This is a genomic window from Micromonospora sp. NBC_01796 (assembly GCF_035917455.1).
GTDB lineage: Bacteria > Actinomycetota > Actinomycetes > Mycobacteriales > Micromonosporaceae > Micromonospora_G.
This window is the reverse complement of record NZ_CP109078.1, coordinates 402,256-418,581: the sequence shown is the minus strand read 5'-3', so window position 1 is coordinate 418,581 and position 16,326 is coordinate 402,256. Positions and strand designations below refer to the sequence as shown.

Annotated in this window: 19 protein-coding genes; 13 read left to right on the top strand and 6 right to left on the bottom strand. The window is 70.8% G+C overall.

What is annotated here, in order from left to right:
* Positions 1-14: 14 nt before the first annotated feature.
* Entirely contained in the window at positions 15-893 is an 879-nt protein-coding gene (locus OIE47_RS01965) for a LysR family transcriptional regulator (protein ID WP_326559741.1), read from the top strand.
* On the opposite strand, the gene OIE47_RS01960 is transcribed toward OIE47_RS01965, so the two are convergent.
* A complete protein-coding gene (locus OIE47_RS01960) occupies positions 883-1,395 on the bottom strand; it encodes a GNAT family N-acetyltransferase (protein WP_326559740.1) in 513 nt (170 codons plus the stop codon). The genes OIE47_RS01965 and OIE47_RS01960 overlap by 11 nt on opposite strands.
* Before the next feature lie 52 nt (positions 1,396-1,447).
* On the bottom strand, positions 1,448-2,164 hold the full coding sequence (locus OIE47_RS01955; RefSeq protein ID WP_326559739.1) for a GNAT family N-acetyltransferase: 717 nt from the start codon (positions 2,162-2,164) through the stop codon (positions 1,448-1,450).
* Between the two features lie 231 nt (positions 2,165-2,395).
* Here OIE47_RS01955 and OIE47_RS01950 point away from each other — a divergent pair, with 231 nt between their 5' ends.
* Positions 2,396-2,587, top strand: a complete 192-nt coding sequence (locus OIE47_RS01950) for a hypothetical protein (RefSeq protein WP_326559738.1) — start codon at positions 2,396-2,398, stop codon at positions 2,585-2,587.
* Between the two features lie 87 nt (positions 2,588-2,674).
* On the opposite strand, the gene OIE47_RS01945 is transcribed toward OIE47_RS01950, so the two are convergent.
* Entirely contained in the window at positions 2,675-2,863 is a 189-nt protein-coding gene (locus OIE47_RS01945; RefSeq protein WP_326559737.1) for a DUF397 domain-containing protein, read from the bottom strand.
* A complete protein-coding gene (locus OIE47_RS01940; protein ID WP_326559736.1) occupies positions 2,854-3,639 on the bottom strand; it encodes a helix-turn-helix domain-containing protein in 786 nt (261 codons plus the stop codon). Before OIE47_RS01940 ends, OIE47_RS01945 begins: the two co-directional genes overlap by 10 nt.
* A gap of 243 nt (positions 3,640-3,882) precedes the next feature.
* Between OIE47_RS01940 and OIE47_RS01935 the strand changes: the two genes are divergently transcribed.
* The 6 genes from OIE47_RS01935 to OIE47_RS01910 all read left to right on the top strand — a co-directional run bounded on the left by OIE47_RS01935 (position 3,883) and on the right by OIE47_RS01910 (position 8,372).
* Complete coding sequence (locus OIE47_RS01935; RefSeq protein ID WP_326559735.1) at positions 3,883-4,098, top strand: hypothetical protein; 216 nt, start codon at positions 3,883-3,885, stop codon at positions 4,096-4,098.
* Entirely contained in the window at positions 4,098-5,321 is a 1,224-nt protein-coding gene (locus OIE47_RS01930) for a helix-turn-helix domain-containing protein (protein WP_326562970.1), read from the top strand. Before OIE47_RS01935 ends, OIE47_RS01930 begins: the two co-directional genes overlap by 1 nt.
* A complete protein-coding gene (locus tag OIE47_RS01925) occupies positions 5,318-5,593 on the top strand; it encodes a hypothetical protein (RefSeq protein WP_326559734.1) in 276 nt (91 codons plus the stop codon). Before OIE47_RS01930 ends, OIE47_RS01925 begins: the two co-directional genes overlap by 4 nt.
* A 60-nt stretch (positions 5,594-5,653) precedes the next feature.
* Positions 5,654-6,214, top strand: coding sequence for a hypothetical protein (locus OIE47_RS01920; protein WP_326559733.1), 561 nt, complete (start codon positions 5,654-5,656; stop codon positions 6,212-6,214).
* A gap of 126 nt (positions 6,215-6,340) precedes the next feature.
* The gene (locus tag OIE47_RS01915) at positions 6,341-7,066 is read left to right on the top strand and encodes a TetR/AcrR family transcriptional regulator (protein WP_326559732.1); all 726 of its coding nucleotides are present in this window, start codon (positions 6,341-6,343) and stop codon (positions 7,064-7,066) included.
* Between the two features lie 37 nt (positions 7,067-7,103).
* Positions 7,104-8,372, top strand: a complete 1,269-nt coding sequence (locus OIE47_RS01910; protein ID WP_326559731.1) for a cytochrome P450 family protein — start codon at positions 7,104-7,106, stop codon at positions 8,370-8,372.
* 10 nt (positions 8,373-8,382) lie between these two features.
* On the opposite strand, the gene OIE47_RS01905 is transcribed toward OIE47_RS01910, so the two are convergent.
* Positions 8,383-10,287, bottom strand: coding sequence for a polysaccharide biosynthesis protein (locus OIE47_RS01905; protein WP_326559730.1), 1,905 nt, complete (start codon positions 10,285-10,287; stop codon positions 8,383-8,385).
* A 224-nt stretch (positions 10,288-10,511) separates the two neighbouring features.
* Here OIE47_RS01905 and OIE47_RS01900 point away from each other — a divergent pair, with 224 nt between their 5' ends.
* Genes OIE47_RS01900 through OIE47_RS01880 form a run of 5 tightly spaced genes read left to right on the top strand, consistent with a single transcriptional unit; the run spans position 10,512 to position 15,531 of the window.
* A complete protein-coding gene (locus OIE47_RS01900; RefSeq protein ID WP_326559729.1) occupies positions 10,512-11,252 on the top strand; it encodes a sugar phosphate nucleotidyltransferase in 741 nt (246 codons plus the stop codon).
* A complete protein-coding gene (locus tag OIE47_RS01895; RefSeq protein ID WP_326559728.1) occupies positions 11,249-12,199 on the top strand; it encodes an NAD-dependent epimerase/dehydratase family protein in 951 nt (316 codons plus the stop codon). The genes OIE47_RS01900 and OIE47_RS01895 overlap by 4 nt, the downstream gene beginning before the upstream one ends.
* Positions 12,200-12,251: 52 nt before the next feature.
* Positions 12,252-13,619 (top strand): nucleotide sugar dehydrogenase, encoded by a 1,368-nt coding sequence (locus OIE47_RS01890; RefSeq protein WP_326559727.1) that lies wholly within the window; start codon positions 12,252-12,254, stop codon positions 13,617-13,619.
* Positions 13,619-14,632, top strand: coding sequence for an NAD-dependent epimerase/dehydratase family protein (locus OIE47_RS01885; protein ID WP_326559726.1), 1,014 nt, complete (start codon positions 13,619-13,621; stop codon positions 14,630-14,632). The genes OIE47_RS01890 and OIE47_RS01885 overlap by 1 nt, the downstream gene beginning before the upstream one ends.
* A 56-nt stretch (positions 14,633-14,688) precedes the next feature.
* Positions 14,689-15,531, top strand: coding sequence for an FkbM family methyltransferase (locus OIE47_RS01880; protein WP_326559725.1), 843 nt, complete (start codon positions 14,689-14,691; stop codon positions 15,529-15,531).
* 12 nt (positions 15,532-15,543) lie between these two features.
* Here OIE47_RS01880 and OIE47_RS01875 read toward each other — a convergent pair whose 3' ends face one another.
* On the bottom strand, positions 15,544-16,326 hold the full coding sequence (locus tag OIE47_RS01875) for a class I SAM-dependent methyltransferase (RefSeq protein WP_326559724.1): 783 nt from the start codon (positions 16,324-16,326) through the stop codon (positions 15,544-15,546).

Genomic DNA, 16,326 nt, shown 5'->3' with positions numbered 1-16,326 from the left:
TAGAATCGCTGGTTATGGAATTGAGGCAGCTCGAATACTTCGTCGCGGTGGCCGAGGAGCAGAGCTTCACCCGGGCCGCCGAGCGGGTGCACATCAGCCAGTCCGGGGTCAGCGCCCAGATCCGCCAGCTCGAACGCGAGGTGGGTGCCGACCTGTTCGACCGCTCGGCGCGTACCGCCACGCTCACCGTCGCGGGGAAGGCGGCGCTCGAACACGCCCGCGTCGCGCTCGCCGCCGCCGGGGCGGTCGGGCAGGCGGTGGGTGAGGTGACCGACCTGATCCGGGGGCGGCTCACCGTCGGGATGGTCATCGGGTGCACCGTCACGCCGCTGTTCGATGCCCTCGCCTCCTTCCATCGCGCCCACTCCGGTGTGGAGGTCGCACTACTGGAGGACAACTCCGACCGGCTCGTCGAGGGTGTGCGTGCCGGCAGCATCGACCTGGCACTCGTCGGCTGCGCGACCGCCACCCCGGACGGGCTGGAGGCGGTGACGATCATCAGTGAGCGGCTCGTCGTCACGGTCCCGGCGGGGCATCCGTTGGCGAGCAAGCGACGGGTGGCCCTGCGCGACCTGGACGCGTACCCGATCGTCTGTATGCCGGTCGGGACCGGCCTGCGCACGGTGTTCGACCAGGCCTGCGCCGCGCGGGGCCTCCGGCCGACGATCGCGCTACAGGCCAGCGCCGCCGATGCCATCGCGGACCTGGCCGCCCGGGGCCTCGCCGTCGGCATCCTGAGCAACTCGATGGCCACCCGCTACACCGACCGGCTCGTCGCCCGCACCATCGACGACCTGGAGACGCCGGCCCTGCTCGCCCTGGTCTGGAAGAACGCGCACAGCCCCGCCGTGCGCGAGTTGCTGGTGCACGCCCGGCGGGCCTTCAGCGAGTAGCGCCCGCCAGGTTCCGCAGCAGGTCGCCGTCGAGGCGCAGGACCTCGATCTCGTCCAGGCCGCGCGCGTGCAGGCTGTCGTAGAAGCGTTGCGCCGACTCGTTCGTCCGCGTCACCCACCATTCGAGCCGGGCACAGCCACGTTGTACGGCCAGTTCGGCGAGATGGACGAGCAGCGCCCGGCCCAGGCCACCGCCCCGGTGTCCGGGGCTGACGTAGAGGTCTTCGAGGTGCAGACCGGGCCGACCGAGGATCGTGCTGTAGGTGGGGTAGAACAGGGCGAACCCGGCCGGTTGCCCGTCCACGGTGGCCACCACCGCCTCGACGAGGGGACGCGCGCCGAACAGCGCCTCGGCGAGGTCCCCGGGTTGGGCGGTGACGGCTTCCGGAAGCTGCACCGCCTCGGCCAGCTCGACCACGAAACGGTGCAGCACGTCGACATCGGCCGGCACCGCCGGGCGGATGAGCGGTTCGACAGGGGTCAGGGTTTCCCGATCACGCATGTGGGCATGGTGCCTCGGCCGCGATCAATTCGAAAGACCCGGTCCGCGCGGGTCAGGCGATCCCGGTCGGTTCGGCCGACGGGGTACGGAGGGCGGCGAAGGTGATCTCCGTACGCACCTTGAACCCCATCGCCTCGTAGAGCCGGATCGCGTTGATGTTGTTCCCGGCGACGTGCAGGAACGGGGTGTCGCCCCGGCGACGGATCCCGGCCGACACCGCCTTGATCAGCCGGCTGGCCAGCCCCTGGCCCCGATGCCCGGGATCGGTGCAGACCGCGCTGATCTCGGTTAGGCCGGGCACCCGCAGCCGCTCGCCCGCCATCGCGACGAGCGCACCGCCCCGGCGAATCCCCAGGTACGTCCCCAGCTCGATCGTGCGCGGGGCGAACGGCCCCGGCTCGGTACGCGCCACCAGGTCGAGCATCTCCGGTACGTCAGCCCCGGTCAGCGTCACCGCCTCCGGATCGTCGGCCGCCTCCACGGCGACGTCGACCATTTGCAGCCCCTCCCCGTGCCACACCACGTCCCACCCTGCGGGCAGCACGAGTCCGACGCCCGCGACGGCAACGATCGCACCGGGTCCGGCCAGCGTCGCCAGGTCGGACCAGGCCCCCTCGTCGTGCCAGTCGGTGACGGCGGAGAACGGTGAGATGTCCGGCTGGAAGCGGACGGCCCGACCGTGGGCGGTGGCGAAACGGGCATGCCGACCGGTCAGCGACGACCAGACGGGGTTACCTGAGATGTCGTGTTCGTCGGGCCTGATGCTCATCGCTGCCACTTTTCCCGGTCGGGGTCATCGTCCAACCGGCAAGGCTATCCGGCGTTCCCGGCGTACGACCCCGAGCGTGACCAGGCGAAGCACTGTGAGGCCCACCACCATCCGCCCCGCAGTACGGAGGCTCAAGTTCTGATCAAGTTCCATGTCGATGCGTACGGTCGGCGGTTGTCAGCTCCTACGGTTGGGTACCGCATACACATCCCAACGAAGAGGAAGCTCCTGATGCCCAGCGAAGAGTCCGAGTCGACCACGACCTCCACGCCCAAGCGCCCGACCACCGTCATCCCGAAGACGACATCGGGAAAGACGGCAGACCCCGACGGCTCGACGGCCAACGGCGGTGGTGCGTCGGTGCCGTACAAGACCTTCGTGATCGGCATGTCCGGTCGGACCCGGCGCCGGCCACGGGCCTGACGGAAGCGGCCCGGCGACACGGATTCAGAGCGGCGGATCGGACGAGGCCCCCGGCCCAGGCGGCGCGGGGGCGTCGTACGAGTCGGATCAGCGGACCTTGACCGCGCCGACGAACGCACGCCAGGCGTTCGGCCCGAAGGTCAGGGTGCCGCCGTCGCGGTCCTTGGTGTCCCGGACGTACACGTGTCCGGTCAGGTTGTCGGCCACCTCGACACAGTCACCCCCGTTGGTGCTGCTGCGGGTGCTCTTGCGCCAGATCGCGCCGCTCAGATCCATGTCTCCGCCACTCCCAAAATCAACTCGACTGACTGCTGGTGCGGAAGTGCCTCGCCGTGGATGGACTCCCACGCCTCCCGGACCAGCGTCACGTCCTCGGCTCGATCGATGACCTGACCCTTGAGCTGGTTGTCCAGATAGGCGACGTCCTCTCCGCTCGGCAGCGTAGCGAGGACAAAGGGTCCGCCCAATCCAAGGTACGCCCCGACGGATGAGGGCACGATGTGCAAGCGCAGGCGGGGGCGCTCGGTCGCCTTGACGAGGTGCAGGAGTTGTTCGCGCATGACGCGCGGGCTGCCGATCGGGCGGCGGAGCACGGCCTCGTCGAGTACCGCCGTGAACTGCGGGGGCTTCTCGCGGGTGAACACCGACTGCCGGTCCAGGCGATTGGTCACCCGATTGTTGATCTCCTCGTCCGTGAGCATGTTTCCGGCTTGGAACATCGAGCGGGCGTATGCCTCGGTCTGGAGTAGTCCCGGCACCACCATCGACTGGTACGACCGGAGCACCAGGGCTTCGCGTTCGGCGCCCTCCCACTCCTGCATCCACTGCGGGGAGCCGAGTCGCTTCAGGAGGCGGACGAAGAGGCCGCCCGTCTTGAGCACCTTGTCCAACAGTTCCCAGAATCCGGGCGGCGGGCGGCGTCCACCGGTCTCGACCATCCCGATCGTGGAGGGCGAGTAGTTCATCGCCCTGGCCAGATCCTCCTGCGTCATGCCCCGCGACGCGCGGGCGTGGCGCAGTTCGTCCAGGAGAAATTGCAGCCGGTCATCCATCGGATCCCACACCGTCCTCACATCGTCCGTCGCGTGTCTCACGCGTGGACCGTCGATTCGGTACCAAACCACGCCGGGGCGTAACCGCTCCCGACAGTAGGGGGTTCCACAGCAGAGTGTCACTAGCGGAAGTGTTTGGATCTGGCGGCAAACGAAGTCGACCGGGTGCGACCGTGGAAGGCGCTCCGGCTTCCCCAGCCAGCGTCCGGGGCGGCCCCTTCCAACGACGAAAGGGAGAGCGCGATGTCCAACGAGGAACGCGAATCGCAAACAAAGCTCGGCTCGGATACGACCGTCACCCCGGAACAGGTGACAACCACCCCTGTCGTCCCGGCAGAAACAGAAAATCGCAAACAGCCCCGCAACGGCGGGAGGTTCAACACCAAGTCGGCCTCTGAACCGTACGAATTCTTTTCGATTGGGGTGTCCGGTCGGATCCGACGCAACCCGACCGCGTGATGGACGAGTTGCCGATCGGGCGTCGGGTCGCCTACTGGCGTGGCCAGCGGAAGATGTCCCAGCAGGTGTTCGCCGATCGGATCGGCAGGTCCAAGAGCTGGGTCGACAAGGTCGAGCGGGGGGACCGGCGACTCGACAAGTTCTCGATGCTCTACCAGATCGCCGTCGTGCTCCAGATCGACGTGGCGATGCTGCTCAACCGGGATCCCGAGCGGGGGTCGAGCCCGTCGGGCAGCTACGACCAACGGGAGCTGGACGATCTCCGGCAGGCGCTGGAGCGGTCCGCGCCGGTCGCCCCGCTCGGTCGGGCCCCGGCGACGCCGCTGCACGAGCTGGCCCAGTCGGTGAACCACGCCTGGCTCACCTACCAGTACGCGCGGTACGGCGTACTGGTCCGGGGGCTGCCGGGACTGTTGCGCGACGCCCAGGCGGCGGACGCGTACCACCGTGGCGACGCCGGGCGGCAGGCGGCGAGCCTGCTCGGACAGGTGCTCCAGATCGCCTCCTCGGCGCTGCGGAAGTTCGGCGAGTGCGACTTGGCCCGGCTGGCCGCCGACCGGGCGATCGGGACCGCCCGGCGAGCCGAGGACGACCTGCTCGCGGCGGTGGCGACCAGCAGGATGGCCAACGCGCTCCTGGCGATGGGCCGGGCCCGCCCGGCCTTCGAGGCGAACATGGTCATGGCCCACCGGCTCGCCCCGACCGACCTCGGCACCGCCGACCCGGCCCACCTGTCGGTGTACGGGTCACTGCTGCTCCAGGCGGCGATGGCGGCGGCCCGGCTCGGCGACAACGCGGGCGTGCACGACCTGTTCCGGGGGGCCGACGAGGCGGCGAAGATGCTCGGCGGGGACCGGAACGAATACTGGACCAGCTTCGGCCCGACCAACGTGGAGTTGCACCGCGCGGCGGCGGCGGTCGAGCTGGGGGACGGCCGACAGGCGGTCTCGATCCACGCGCACCAGCTCAACCACCGGGCGCTCGCCGGGCTGCTGCCGGAGCGGCGGGCGCACCACCTGCTCGACCTCGCCCGTGGTTACCTCCTGGTCGGCGAGACCGGCTGTGCCGGAGAGGCGCTGGTCGAGGCGGACCGGGTCGCGCCGTGGGAGATCCGGGGTCGGCCGATCGCGCACGAGCTGATGGCGGACATCCTCCGGAGAACAAAAGGTACGGCGCCCGCGCTGGTCACCGAACTGGCGACGCAGATGGGGGCGCGGGTGTGAACGATGCGGACGACGACGACCTCGTGGCCCCGCATCGACCCGGTGGGGACTGGCTCTGCCGCGACGACGGCGAGCAGTGGCCCTGCCCGGTCTTCCGACGCCGGATGTGGGTCCTCTACCAGGACGACCACGACCGCCTGGCCACGTTCATGGTGCACTTCCGGGACCGGGCGGCACTCGTACTGGTCCAGTTGACGGCGGAGCAGGTGGAGGCGCGCTTCGTCGGCTGGATCGACAACCCGCCGGTACGCCGCCGCCTCCGCTCGATCTGACCACCGGGCAGCGGCGGGCAGCACCGGTCAGCGGCGGCTCCGTCCGGTGATACTCGGTGGATGTCTGCTCCGGAACGAACCCCCGACCCGCGGCGGGAGCGCCGGCTCGTCATCGTCAACGGCGAGGAGGGTGCGGGCAAGTCCACCATCGTCCGCGCCCTGCTGCCGTACGCGCCCGACGGTGCCCGGATCGACGCGGAGGACATCGGACAGACCAACCCCTGCCCGATGGACGACCGGTTCTTCGGCCTGCTCCGCCGGAACGTCGCCGGCCTGGTGGAGAACTTCTGGGCGGCGGGGTACGTCAACGTCATCGCCGGCAGCTTCCTCCGTGGCTATCCGGACTACCTGGCCTTCCGCCAACTGCTGCCCCGGCCCTCGGCGGTGTTCCTGGTGGAACTGCTGGTCGCCAAGGACGTACGGGACCTGCGGCGAACCACCCGGGCGAAGCGGACCACGCAGGAGTGGCGGGACATGGTCGACCTGATTCCGGAGGACCCGACCCTCCGGCGGGCGACCGACGCCGACTACCGCTACCTGGGCATCGACACGACCCGGCTCGACGTCGCCGAGACCGTGGACCGGATCAGGACCGGGATCCCCGAGGTCTTCGCCGGATAGGGGTCCCCGGCGTTGTCACAGGGACCGATGGCTTGCGTACGGACTCCGTGCTGCCCTACTGTGCCCCCAGGCAGCTCGTGACCAGATCGTCAAATCTGGTCACGGGGTCACGAGGGGAGATTTCGGGTGGACCAGGTCGAGCGCCAGAACTCCGGCCAGGTGGATGTCGAGCGCGGCCTGCGGACCGATCGGATCCTGGACGCCGCCGGCAACCTGCTGGTGTCGTGGGGCTACCAGCGGATCACGATCGGCGAGGTCGCCCGCCGGGCCGGCATCGGGAAGGGCACCGTCTACCTGCATTTCCCCACCAAGGAGGCGCTGTTCCTGGCCCTGCTGACCCGGTCCGCGGTGGTGCTGGTCGACGCGCTGCTGCGTGACATCGACGCCGACCCGACCGCCGTGTCACCGGGCCGGGTCGCCCGGTTCGGCTACCGGTGGCTGCGGGAGGAGCCGATCAGCCGGGCACTGTTCACCGGGGACACCGACACCCTCGGCGCGCTGGCGCACAGCCCGGACGTCGCCGGCATCCCGCACGAGCGGGACCGGATCGTCGCGGACTACTTCGACATCCTGCGCGAGCACGGGGTGGCCCGTACGGATGCCGACGCCGAGCAGCAGTGCCACGGATTCGTCGCCCTGTTGACCGGCTACCTGCTCACCGAGGACAGCGCGCCGGTCGGGGCGTCGGCCGCCGAGACCACCGCCGACTTCGTCGCCGGGATCGCCGGTGCGGCCTTCGAACCATCGCCCGCCCACGGGACACCCGACCCGGCGGCACAGCAGGTACGCGCCCTGCTCCATCGCACGCTCGACCGCCTGCACCACCAGTTGAGCCGTCAGCTCGCCTTCTGAGCACCGTGCAAGATCTGAGCACCCCGGGAGAGAAGCCATGACCGCGACCCCGCCCGACGCCGCTGCCAGCACCGGGACCTTCGACCTGATGGACGAGCGGTTGCTGCGCGACCCGTTCACCGGATACTCCCGGATCCGGGAGGAGACACCGATGGCCCGAGCCATGATTCCGGGCGTCGAACCGCCGTGGGTGGTCACCCGGCACGAGGACGTCAGGGCGGTCCTCGGGGATCCGCGCTTCGTGACCAACCCGGCCAGCGTGCCGGGCAGCAACGGGGTCAACCTCGCCGAGATGGTGTTCAGGGCCCGTGGGGTCCCCGACGAACACGCCCGCTACCTGCTGGCCAACATCCTCGAGTTCGACGGGGCCGACCACGCCCGACTGCGCAGGCTGGTGTCACGGGCGTTCACCGCCCGCCGGGTCGCGCAACTGCGCCCGAGGATCGAGGAGATCGCCGAGGACCTGCTCGACCGGCTCCCCGACGCGGCCGAGGGCGGTGCCGTCGACCTGCTGCGGCACTTCGCGTACCCGTTGCCGATCATCGTGATCTGCGACCTGGTCGGCATACCGGAGCAGGACCGTCCACGGTGGCGCCGGGCCAGTGCGGCCCTGGTCGACCCGTCCGGCGCAGGCCTGGCCGAAGCCCTGGCCGACCTGGTCGACCACACCCGGCAGTTGATCGGGCAACGCCGGACCGAACCGGCGGAGGACCTGATTACCGGGCTGATCCGGGCCCAGGACGAGGACGGCGACCGGCTCAGCGACACCGAGATGATCGCCATGATCCTGACCCTGCTGATCGCCGGCCACGAGACCACCGCGCACCTGATCGGCAACGGCACGGTCGCCCTGCTCACCCACCCCGACCAGCTCGCCCTGCTGCGCGACGACCCCGACCTGATGCCCGGCGCCGTCCACGAACTGCTGCGCTGGTGCGGCCCGGCCCAGGCGACCCGGATGCGGTTCGCGACCGAGGACCTCCGGATCGGCGACGTGCTCGTACGCCGGGGAGAGGCGGTGATGCCCATCCTCGTCGCCGCGAACTACGACCCGCGCGTCTTCGACGACCCGGATCGGCTCGACCTGACCCGCGAGCGGGACGGACGCGGGGAGCGGCACGTCGGCTTCGCCCACGGGCTGCACTACTGCCTCGGCGCGCCACTGGCCCGGCAGGAGTGCGAGGTCGCGTTCGGGGCCCTGCTGCGCCGGTTCCCCGACCTCGCGCTCGCCGTGCCGCCGGACGAACTCCGGCGCGAGCTGGTGCCGGGTGCGTGGCGGCTGGCCGCGCTGCCCGTACGCCTCTGAGACGCCACCCTCACCCCTCGGTGGGGATGGTGATCGGGGGGTGGGTGGCGCGGGTGTTGGGGACGTGCATGACCGGTGGGGCGAAGGTGGCGGGCTGCTCGCAGAGCCAGGCCAGACGCTCGATCACCTTGGCCGGGGTGTCGAACGGATCCAGTGCGCTGGCCTCGATCGGGTCGAGCGGCGGGACGGTCACGTGCGAGATCAGCGGGTGCAGCGGACGCAGGTCCTCCTCACCGGCACCGATCAGGTCCTCGTGCAGCTTCTCGCCGGGACGCAGGCCGGTGTAGACGATCTGCGGGGCGCCGGGGGCCTGCGCGGCGAGCTGGCGGGCGATGTCGTCGATCCGTACGGGACTGCCCATGTCCAGCACCAGCGCCTCACCGTCGCGGCCGATCGCCGATGCCTGGAGCACCAGTTGCACCGCCTCCTGCACCGTCATCAGGTAGCGGGTCACCTCCGGGTGGGTGACGGTGATCGGCAGTCCGGCGTCGATCTGGGCCTGGAACGCCCCCACCACCGACCCCCGGCTGGCCAGTACGTTGCCGAAGCGGACGCTGAGGAAGGTGCCGTCGGTGGCGGCGGCGGTGTGCGCGGTCAGCCGCTCGGTGATCCGCTTGGAGTAGCCGAGCACGCTGATCGGGTTCGCCGCCTTGTCGGTGGAGATGTTGACGAACCTCGACACGTCCCGGCAGGCGCTGAGCACCGACAGGGTGCCCCAGACGTTGGTCTTGATCGCCTCGCCGGGGTGCCGTTGCAGCAGCGTGAGGTGCTTCAGCGCGGCGGCGTGGAAGACGATGTCCGGCTTGCGCTCGGCCACCACCCGGGCGATCCCCTCGGCGTCGCGTACGTCGGCGAGGATGAGTTCCGGTCCGTCCAGCAGAGCCCGTCCGGTCAGCGACAGTTGCAGGGCGTGCAGCGCCGACTCGTCCCGGTCGAGCATCATCAGCTCGCCCGGGTTGGCCCGCATGAGCTGCCGGCAGAGTTCGGAGCCGATCGAGCCCCCGGCGCCGGTCACCAGCACCCGCCGCCCGGTTACCTCCGCGCCCCGGGTGCCCAGGTCGGCGACGGCGTGCGGGCGTCCCAGCAGGTCGGTGATCTTCAGGTCGCGTACGTCGGCGACGCTGATCCGGTGGTCCACGAGTTCGCGTACCGGGGGTAGGACCTTGAATTCGGCGCCGGCCTCCAGGGTGGTCGCGCGGACCTGACGGATCAGCTCGGGTTCGGCGCTGGCGATCGCCAGAATCAGGGTGTTCGCCCTGGTCAGGCCGATCGCGGTGGCGATCTCGGGGCGTCCGCCGAGGACCGGTACGCCGTCCAGGCGCAGGTGCCGCTTCTCCGGATCGTCGTCGAGCAGCCCGACCGGCAGGTACTTGCCGCGTGGATCGCTGACCATGGCCTTGAGCAGGGACTGACCGGCCGAGCCGAGACCGAACAGCAGCACCGGGCGGGCCGACCCGGTGCTCGGTCGCAGCGACCGGCTGCGCCGGTGCCGGTGCACGGACCGGAGCCCGAGCATGAGCAGCAGGGCGATCGCCCCGCCGACCGGGGGAGTGCTGGCCGGGATCGGGTGGGTGTCCAGTGGCAGCACCCCGATCACGATCAGGGCCGCGGTGGCGGCGACCGCGCCGGTGAGCGTACGCGCCTCCAGGAGGCTGCCCAGCGGGTGTCGTCCCAGGTAGAGGCGGTGCAGCGTGGTCAGACCGGTGAAGATCACGCTGGCCAGCAGGGCGGCGACGAGGACCCGGCTCACCAGTTGGGTGCTCAGGTCGAACTCGTACCGGGTCCAGGCCGCGGTGAGGAAGCCGGCGATCCAGGCGGCCGTGTCGACGCCGAGCAGCGCCACCGTACGACGCCGGGCGCCCGGTCGTCGGCGTACGGGGTGGAGGTGGGGAGCGGGGACTGCGGCAAGTGGCATGGGGTGACTCCCTGATCCGGGTCTGGCGTCGCCGCGTCCGGGCCTGCGGCTGCTGCGGGTGCTGTCAGGTAACAAACACTTAGTCGCTCTTTTCGCGTTAGGTGGGTTGTTTCACTTTATTTGGCATCACATTCACTTTATTTGCGCAGTCGGCCCCTTTGCGTGACTCGTCGGTGGGCCCGTCGTTGACGACAGAGGACCGGGCCAGGCGGGTGGGGGGTTGCGTGGAAGACGACAAGCACGTGGTGATCATGGCCGGCGGCAAGGGAGTCCGGCTTCGCCCGTACACCACGTCACTGCCGAAGCCCCTGGTGCCGATCGGAGACAGCCACGCGATCCTGGAGATCGTCCTGCTCCAGTTGGCGGACTGCGGATTCACCCGGGCGACCCTGGCGATCAACCACATGGGATCGCTGATCCGCGCGTTCGTGGGCGACGGGTCCCGCTACGGCCTGCGGGTGGACTACGTGGAGGAGCGCGTGCCGCTCTCCACGGTCGGCCCGCTGTTCGGGCTCCGGGACCGGCTCCCCGAGCACTTCCTGGTGATGAACGGCGACATCCTCACCGACCTCAACTACGCCGACCTGCTGGCCGCGCACAGCGTCTCGGGCGCCCCGCTGACCGTGGCGACCTTCCGCCGGAGCGTCAAGATCGACTTTGGGGTCCTGGTCAGCCGGGGCGACCACGTGGTCGAGTTCACCGAGAAGCCCACCCTCGACTACGAGGTCAGCATGGGGCTCTACGGCCTGTCCCGGGACACCATCTCGGCGTACCCGGCCGGGCTGCCGTTCGGTTTCGACCAGCTCATGATCGACCTCCTCCGGGCGGGCCGGCTGCCGGCCAGCTACCCGTTCGACGGGTACTGGCTCGACATCGGCCGCCCCGAGGACTACGACGAGGCGAACCGGACCTTCGACGACCTCCGGTCGACCCTGCTCCCCACCGGGGTACGGGAGCCGGTGTGAGCCGGGTGCTGCTCTTCGGCGCGTCCGGCTTCGTCGGGGCGCGGGTACGTGCCGTACTCGAACCCGACACCGAGCTGACCTGCCCCGGACGGGCCGAGTGCGACCTGCTCGCCGCCGAGGTGGCGGAGCTGACCGAACTGGTCCACGCGGCCCGGCCGGACGCGGTGGTCAACTGCACCGGGCAGCTCACCGGCGGCGCGGACACGATGATCCGCGCGCACACCCTGGTCACCGCCAAGCTGATCGAGGCGGTCTCGGCGGGCGCCCCCCGGGCCCGGTTCGTCCGGCTCGGCTCGGCCGGCGAGTACGGGCCGGTCCCGTTCGGTGCCCCGGTCGCCGAGGACGAACCCGCCACCCCGGTCAGCGAGTACGGCCTCAGCCACCTCGCCGGCACCCAACTGGTCGAACTGGCCCGGTCCGCCGGGCGGATCGACGCGGTGGTGCTCCGGGTGTTCAACCCGATCGGCCCCGGACTGTCCACCGAGAACGTGCTCGGCCGGACGGCGGCACTGCTGCTGGAGGCGAGCGAGACCGGGACACCGGAGATCGGGCTCGGCGCGCTCGGGGCGTACCGCGATTTTGTCGACGTCCGCGACGTGGCGCTCGCGGTCCGGGCCGCGATCGGCGTGCCCGAGCCGCCCCACGTCGTCTTCAACATCTCCAGCGGGTACGCGGTCGCCACCCGGCACGCGGTGCGGATGCTGGCCCGGAGCGCGGGATTCACCGGCACCATCCGCGAGGAGGCCCCGGCCCCCGCCGCCGCCCGGACGGCCAACGTGCCCTGGATGTGCGGGGACAACTCGCTCGCCCTGCGGGTGCTCGGCTGGGCACCCACCCACGACCTGGTCGACTCCGTCCGCGACCTCTGGGACGCGGCGGTCGCCACCGCCACCGGGATCGGCCCCGACCCCGCCCGGACCCCGGCGACGAGCGGAGTACCCGCCTGACCCGACGGCTACCTGCCCTAACCGATGTGTTCCCTACCTGAGGAGGCCTGAGTTGTACCGAAAGATCGGCGTTGTGGGACTCGGCTATGTCGGCCTGACCCTGGCCGCCGCGCTCGCGCGCAAGGGCTACGAGGTGCACGGCGTGGACACCTCGCCCGCCGTCCGGGACGCACTGCGCCAGGGGCGGGTCCACCTCTTCGAACCCGGCATCGAGGAGGTGTTCGCCGAAGCCGTCGGCAGGACCGTCTTCGTCCACACCGACCTGCCGGCCGACGTCGACGTGGCGGTCATCTCCGTCTCCACACCGGTCGACGACGACACCCGGCAACCCGATCTGACCAACCTCGCCGCCGCCGCCGAGCACGTCGCCGCCCGGTGCGGGCCGGACACGCTGGTGGTCGTCCGCAGCACCGTACCGGTCGGCACCAGCCGCCGGGTGGTGCTGCCCGTACTCCTGGCCGCGTGGGGCCGGGCCCGGCTGGTGATGGCGCCCGAACGGACCATCCAGGGCCAGGCCCTGCGCGAACTGGTCGAGCTGCCGCAGGTGGTCGGGGGACTGGACGAGGAGAGCGGGCGGGCCGGAGCCGAGTTCTTCGGCGGGCTCGCCACGCAGGTGGTGCCGGTGTCCAGCCTGGAGGCGGCCGAGCTGGTCAAGCTCTCCAACAACTGCCACACCGACCTGATCTACTCGTTCGGCAACGAGCTGGCGCTGATCGCCGAACGGCACGGGCTCGACCCGCTCGAGGTGATCGGCGCGGCCAACCTCGACTACCCCCGGCCGGACCTGAGCAGGCCCGGGTACGTCGGCGGCGGCTGCCTGTCCAAGGACCCGTACATCATGATCGACAGTGCCGGGGGCGAACCCGGACCGTTCCTGGTCGGCGCGGCCCGACGGCTCAACGAGTACCTCCCGCTGCACGTCGCCAACCGGGTCGTGGAACTGCTCCGCCAGATACGCGGCGGCACGATCGGCGCCCGGCTGGCCGTACTGGGGTGGGCGTACAAGGGGTGGCCGCCCACCGACGACATGCGCGGCACCCCGATCGCCACCATGATGCCGGTGTTCCGGTCCGCCGGACTGACCGTCGTCGGCCACGACCCGATGGTGCCGGACGAGGTGATCCACCGCTACGGTGGCGAGCCGACCAGCATCGACAAGGCGTTCAGCGACGCCGACGCGGTCCTCGTCATCAACGACCACCCCGACTACCGGGCGATCCGGGTCGATACCCTGCTCGCCGGGGGCGGTCCACGACCTGCTCTGGTCTACGACTCCTGGCGGATCCTGGACGAGTCGGCCATCACCGCGGCCGGTGTCCGCTACGCCGGCATCGGTTACCTGCCGCTTCCGCGTACGCCCGCGCCTACCCCGGCGGTGCCACCGTCCCCACCCGTACCCACCCCGGCGAGAGGTGCCTGATGCGCGCACTCATCCTCGGCGGCGCCGGCTTCGTCGGCCTGCACCTCGCCGACCGGCTGGTGGCCGACGGGCACACCGTCACCATCGTGGACGACTTCTCCCGGGGGCGGGACGACGAGCGGATCGGCGCGCTCCGCGCGCATCCCGGAGTCGACGTCCGCTCCGCCGACCTGACCAGCGCGCGGGCATGGGCCGAACTGCCACCCGGCTACGACCAGATCTACCTGCTCGCCGCGGTGGTCGGCGTACGCAACGTCGAAGCCGACCCGGCCCGGGTGATCCGGGTCAACACGCTCACCGCCCTGCACCTGCTGGACTGGGTACAGCCCGGCGAACGGATCTTCTTCAGCTCCACCAGCGAGGTGTACGCCGGAGGCGTCGACGCCGGCATCGTGCCCGTACCCACCGCCGAGGACGTGCCGGTGATGGTGGCCGACGTGACCTCGCCCCGGTTCGCGTACGCGATCAGCAAACTCCTCGGCGAGGCGGCCTTCATCCACGGCGCCGCCGCCAAGGGGTGCACCGCGGTCGTTGGGCGGTTCCACAACGTCTACGGCCCGAGGATGGGCACCGACCACGTCATCCCGGAGATGGCGCTGCGGGCGCTGAGCGGCGAGGACCCGTTCCGGGTCTGGGGCGCCGACCAGTACCGGGCGTTCTGCCACGTGGACGACGCCGTCGAGGCGGTGCTGCGGCTGATGGCCCGCCCGGAGGTGACCGGCGAGGTCGTACACATCGGCGACGACACCGCCGAGACCAACATCGCCGACCTGGCGCACCTCGTGCTCGACCTGGCCGGCGTCAGCCCGACCATCGAGCGGCTGCCGGCACCACCCGGATCGGTCACGCGACGCCGCCCCGACCTGGGCAAACTCCGCCGGCTGACCGGCTTCGAACCCACCGTCCCACTGGCCGACGGGGTACGCCGCACCTTCGAGTGGTACCGCGACCGGCTGGACGCGACGGGATCCCTGCCCCGGCAGCCGGCCCCGCTGGCCAGCCCCGCCCGCTGAGCGGTCCCGCCCGCTGACCAGTCCCGCCGCTCGGCGCAGAGATCGGAGCACGACGCATGTCGACAAGTCTCAGGAAACGGCTCTTCGACACCCTGGACGAGCGGGTCGACCGGCGCGTGGTCGCCGGGCTCGGTTCGCTGTTCCTCTCCGCCCGCTCGCAGTCCCGCTGCCGGGTCCGTTACGCCGAGGGCCACTGGGTGCACCGGTACCCGACCGGGGTCGTGGTCAACACGACCCTCGGCGGGCTCTCCGCCCGCGCCCAGGACCAGGCGACCCGGGACGTCTTCCTCTTCGACTACCAGCCACAACCCGGTGACACCGTCTTCGACATCGGTGCCGGTGTGGGCAGCGAGGTGCGGCTCCTGTCCCGCCTGGTCGGGCTCGCCGGGCGGGTGGTGAGCATCGAGGCGCACCCCCGGACCTTCGCCTGCCTGCGCCGTACGGTCGAACTGAACGGGCTGCCCAACGTGACCGCTCTGGAGTGCGCCGTGGTCGGCGACCCCGGCCCGGTCCACCTCACCGACGACCGGGTCGACCACATCAGCAACCGCCTGACCGGTGGCGCAGACGGCGGGATCGAGGTCGCCGGGCGTACCCTCGACGAGATCGTCGCCTCGCTCGGGGTGGACCGGATCGACCTGCTCAAGATGAACATCGAGGGCGCCGAACTGTCGGTGCTGGAGAAGTCGTTCCAGCAGTTCGCGATCGTGGAGAACCTCGTCGTCTCCTGCCACGACTTCCTGTCCGAACCCCCGTACGCCGACGGGACGGACCGGTCCTGGCAACGGACCTTCGCCCCGGTCATCGACCTGCTGCGGGCCGCCGGCTACAGCGTCCGTACGCGTCCCGAGGATCCCCGGCCGTGGGTCCGCTACTACGTGTACGCCTCCCGCCGCTGACCCGTCGACCGCTCACGTCGGATCGTGTCGCAGGACCGCCAGGTAGTCGTACCGTTCGTGCAGCAGTTCACGCAGGCCCGGCTGCGGTGTCGGGGCGAACGTGCGCTCCCCGACCGTGATCGCGGTCAGCGCCAGCCCGGTGCCGGTGAGCAGCAGTGCCAGGTCCGCCGGGGTGTAGCAGCGCAGGAACTGGCTGATCCGCTCACTCGGGTTCGACACCTCCCACCAGGTGTCGACCGCCACACAGCTCACCGGGTCGAAGGTCGTACGCTCGCGCAGCTCGTGGTGGTAGCCCCGGTCCGGGGCCGGCATCCGGTGTTCCTCGTCGCCGTCCCATTGAGCCCAGACGAACGGGTTGCTCACGTCGAGCAGGGCGACACCGCCGGGGCGCAACCACTCGGTGGCGATCCGACCGAGCAGCCGGCGCTGGTCGGCATCGGTGCCGACGCCGAAGCCGTTCCAGTAGCAGACGACGTCGAACGGCGGCCCGTCGAGGCGTACGGCGTAGAAGTTGTCCTTGACGAGGGTCAGGGCGCCGGGAGCGAGGTCCCGTGCGAGTTCGGTGCCGAAGTCGATCCGGTCGCTGATGTCGACCGCGGTGACCGTGTGCCCGGCCCGCGCCGTCTGGACGGCAGTCGCGGCGTAGCCCGCGCCCAGCTCCAGCACCCGTTTCGGCTCCTCGCCGCAGTGCTGGTGCAGCAGCGCCACCCGCGCCCGGTCCCGTTCGGTGACCCGCGCCTCGGCCCGACCCCACCAGTTGCCCGTCCGGGAGTAGAAATCCTTGACCCAGTCCAT

Bases quoted from the DNA above. Each gene is read 5' to 3' on its own strand.
- OIE47_RS01930 (WP_326562970.1), top strand. From the start codon at position 4,098: ATGGACGAGTTGCCGATCGGGCGTCGGGTCGCCTACTGGCGTGGCCAG.
- OIE47_RS01885 (WP_326559726.1), top strand. From the start codon at position 13,619: ATGCGCGCACTCATCCTCGGCGGCGCCGGCTTCGTCGGCCTGCACCTC.
- OIE47_RS01965 (WP_326559741.1), top strand. From the start codon at position 15: ATGGAATTGAGGCAGCTCGAATACTTCGTCGCGGTGGCCGAGGAGCAG.
- OIE47_RS01960 (WP_326559740.1), bottom strand. From the start codon at position 1,395: ATGCGTGATCGGGAAACCCTGACCCCTGTCGAACCGCTCATCCGCCCG.
- OIE47_RS01945 (WP_326559737.1), bottom strand. From the start codon at position 2,863: ATGGATCTGAGCGGCGCGATCTGGCGCAAGAGCACCCGCAGCAGCACC.
- OIE47_RS01940 (WP_326559736.1), bottom strand. From the start codon at position 3,639: ATGGATGACCGGCTGCAATTTCTCCTGGACGAACTGCGCCACGCCCGC.
- OIE47_RS01910 (WP_326559731.1), top strand. From the start codon at position 7,104: ATGACCGCGACCCCGCCCGACGCCGCTGCCAGCACCGGGACCTTCGAC.
- OIE47_RS01880 (WP_326559725.1), top strand. From the start codon at position 14,689: ATGTCGACAAGTCTCAGGAAACGGCTCTTCGACACCCTGGACGAGCGG.
- OIE47_RS01955 (WP_326559739.1), bottom strand. From the start codon at position 2,164: ATGAGCATCAGGCCCGACGAACACGACATCTCAGGTAACCCCGTCTGG.
- OIE47_RS01920 (WP_326559733.1), top strand. From the start codon at position 5,654: ATGTCTGCTCCGGAACGAACCCCCGACCCGCGGCGGGAGCGCCGGCTC.
- OIE47_RS01935 (WP_326559735.1), top strand. From the start codon at position 3,883: ATGTCCAACGAGGAACGCGAATCGCAAACAAAGCTCGGCTCGGATACG.
- OIE47_RS01905 (WP_326559730.1), bottom strand. From the start codon at position 10,287: ATGCCACTTGCCGCAGTCCCCGCTCCCCACCTCCACCCCGTACGCCGA.
- OIE47_RS01950 (WP_326559738.1), top strand. From the start codon at position 2,396: ATGCCCAGCGAAGAGTCCGAGTCGACCACGACCTCCACGCCCAAGCGC.
- OIE47_RS01875 (WP_326559724.1), bottom strand. From the start codon at position 16,326: ATGGACTGGGTCAAGGATTTCTACTCCCGGACGGGCAACTGGTGGGGT.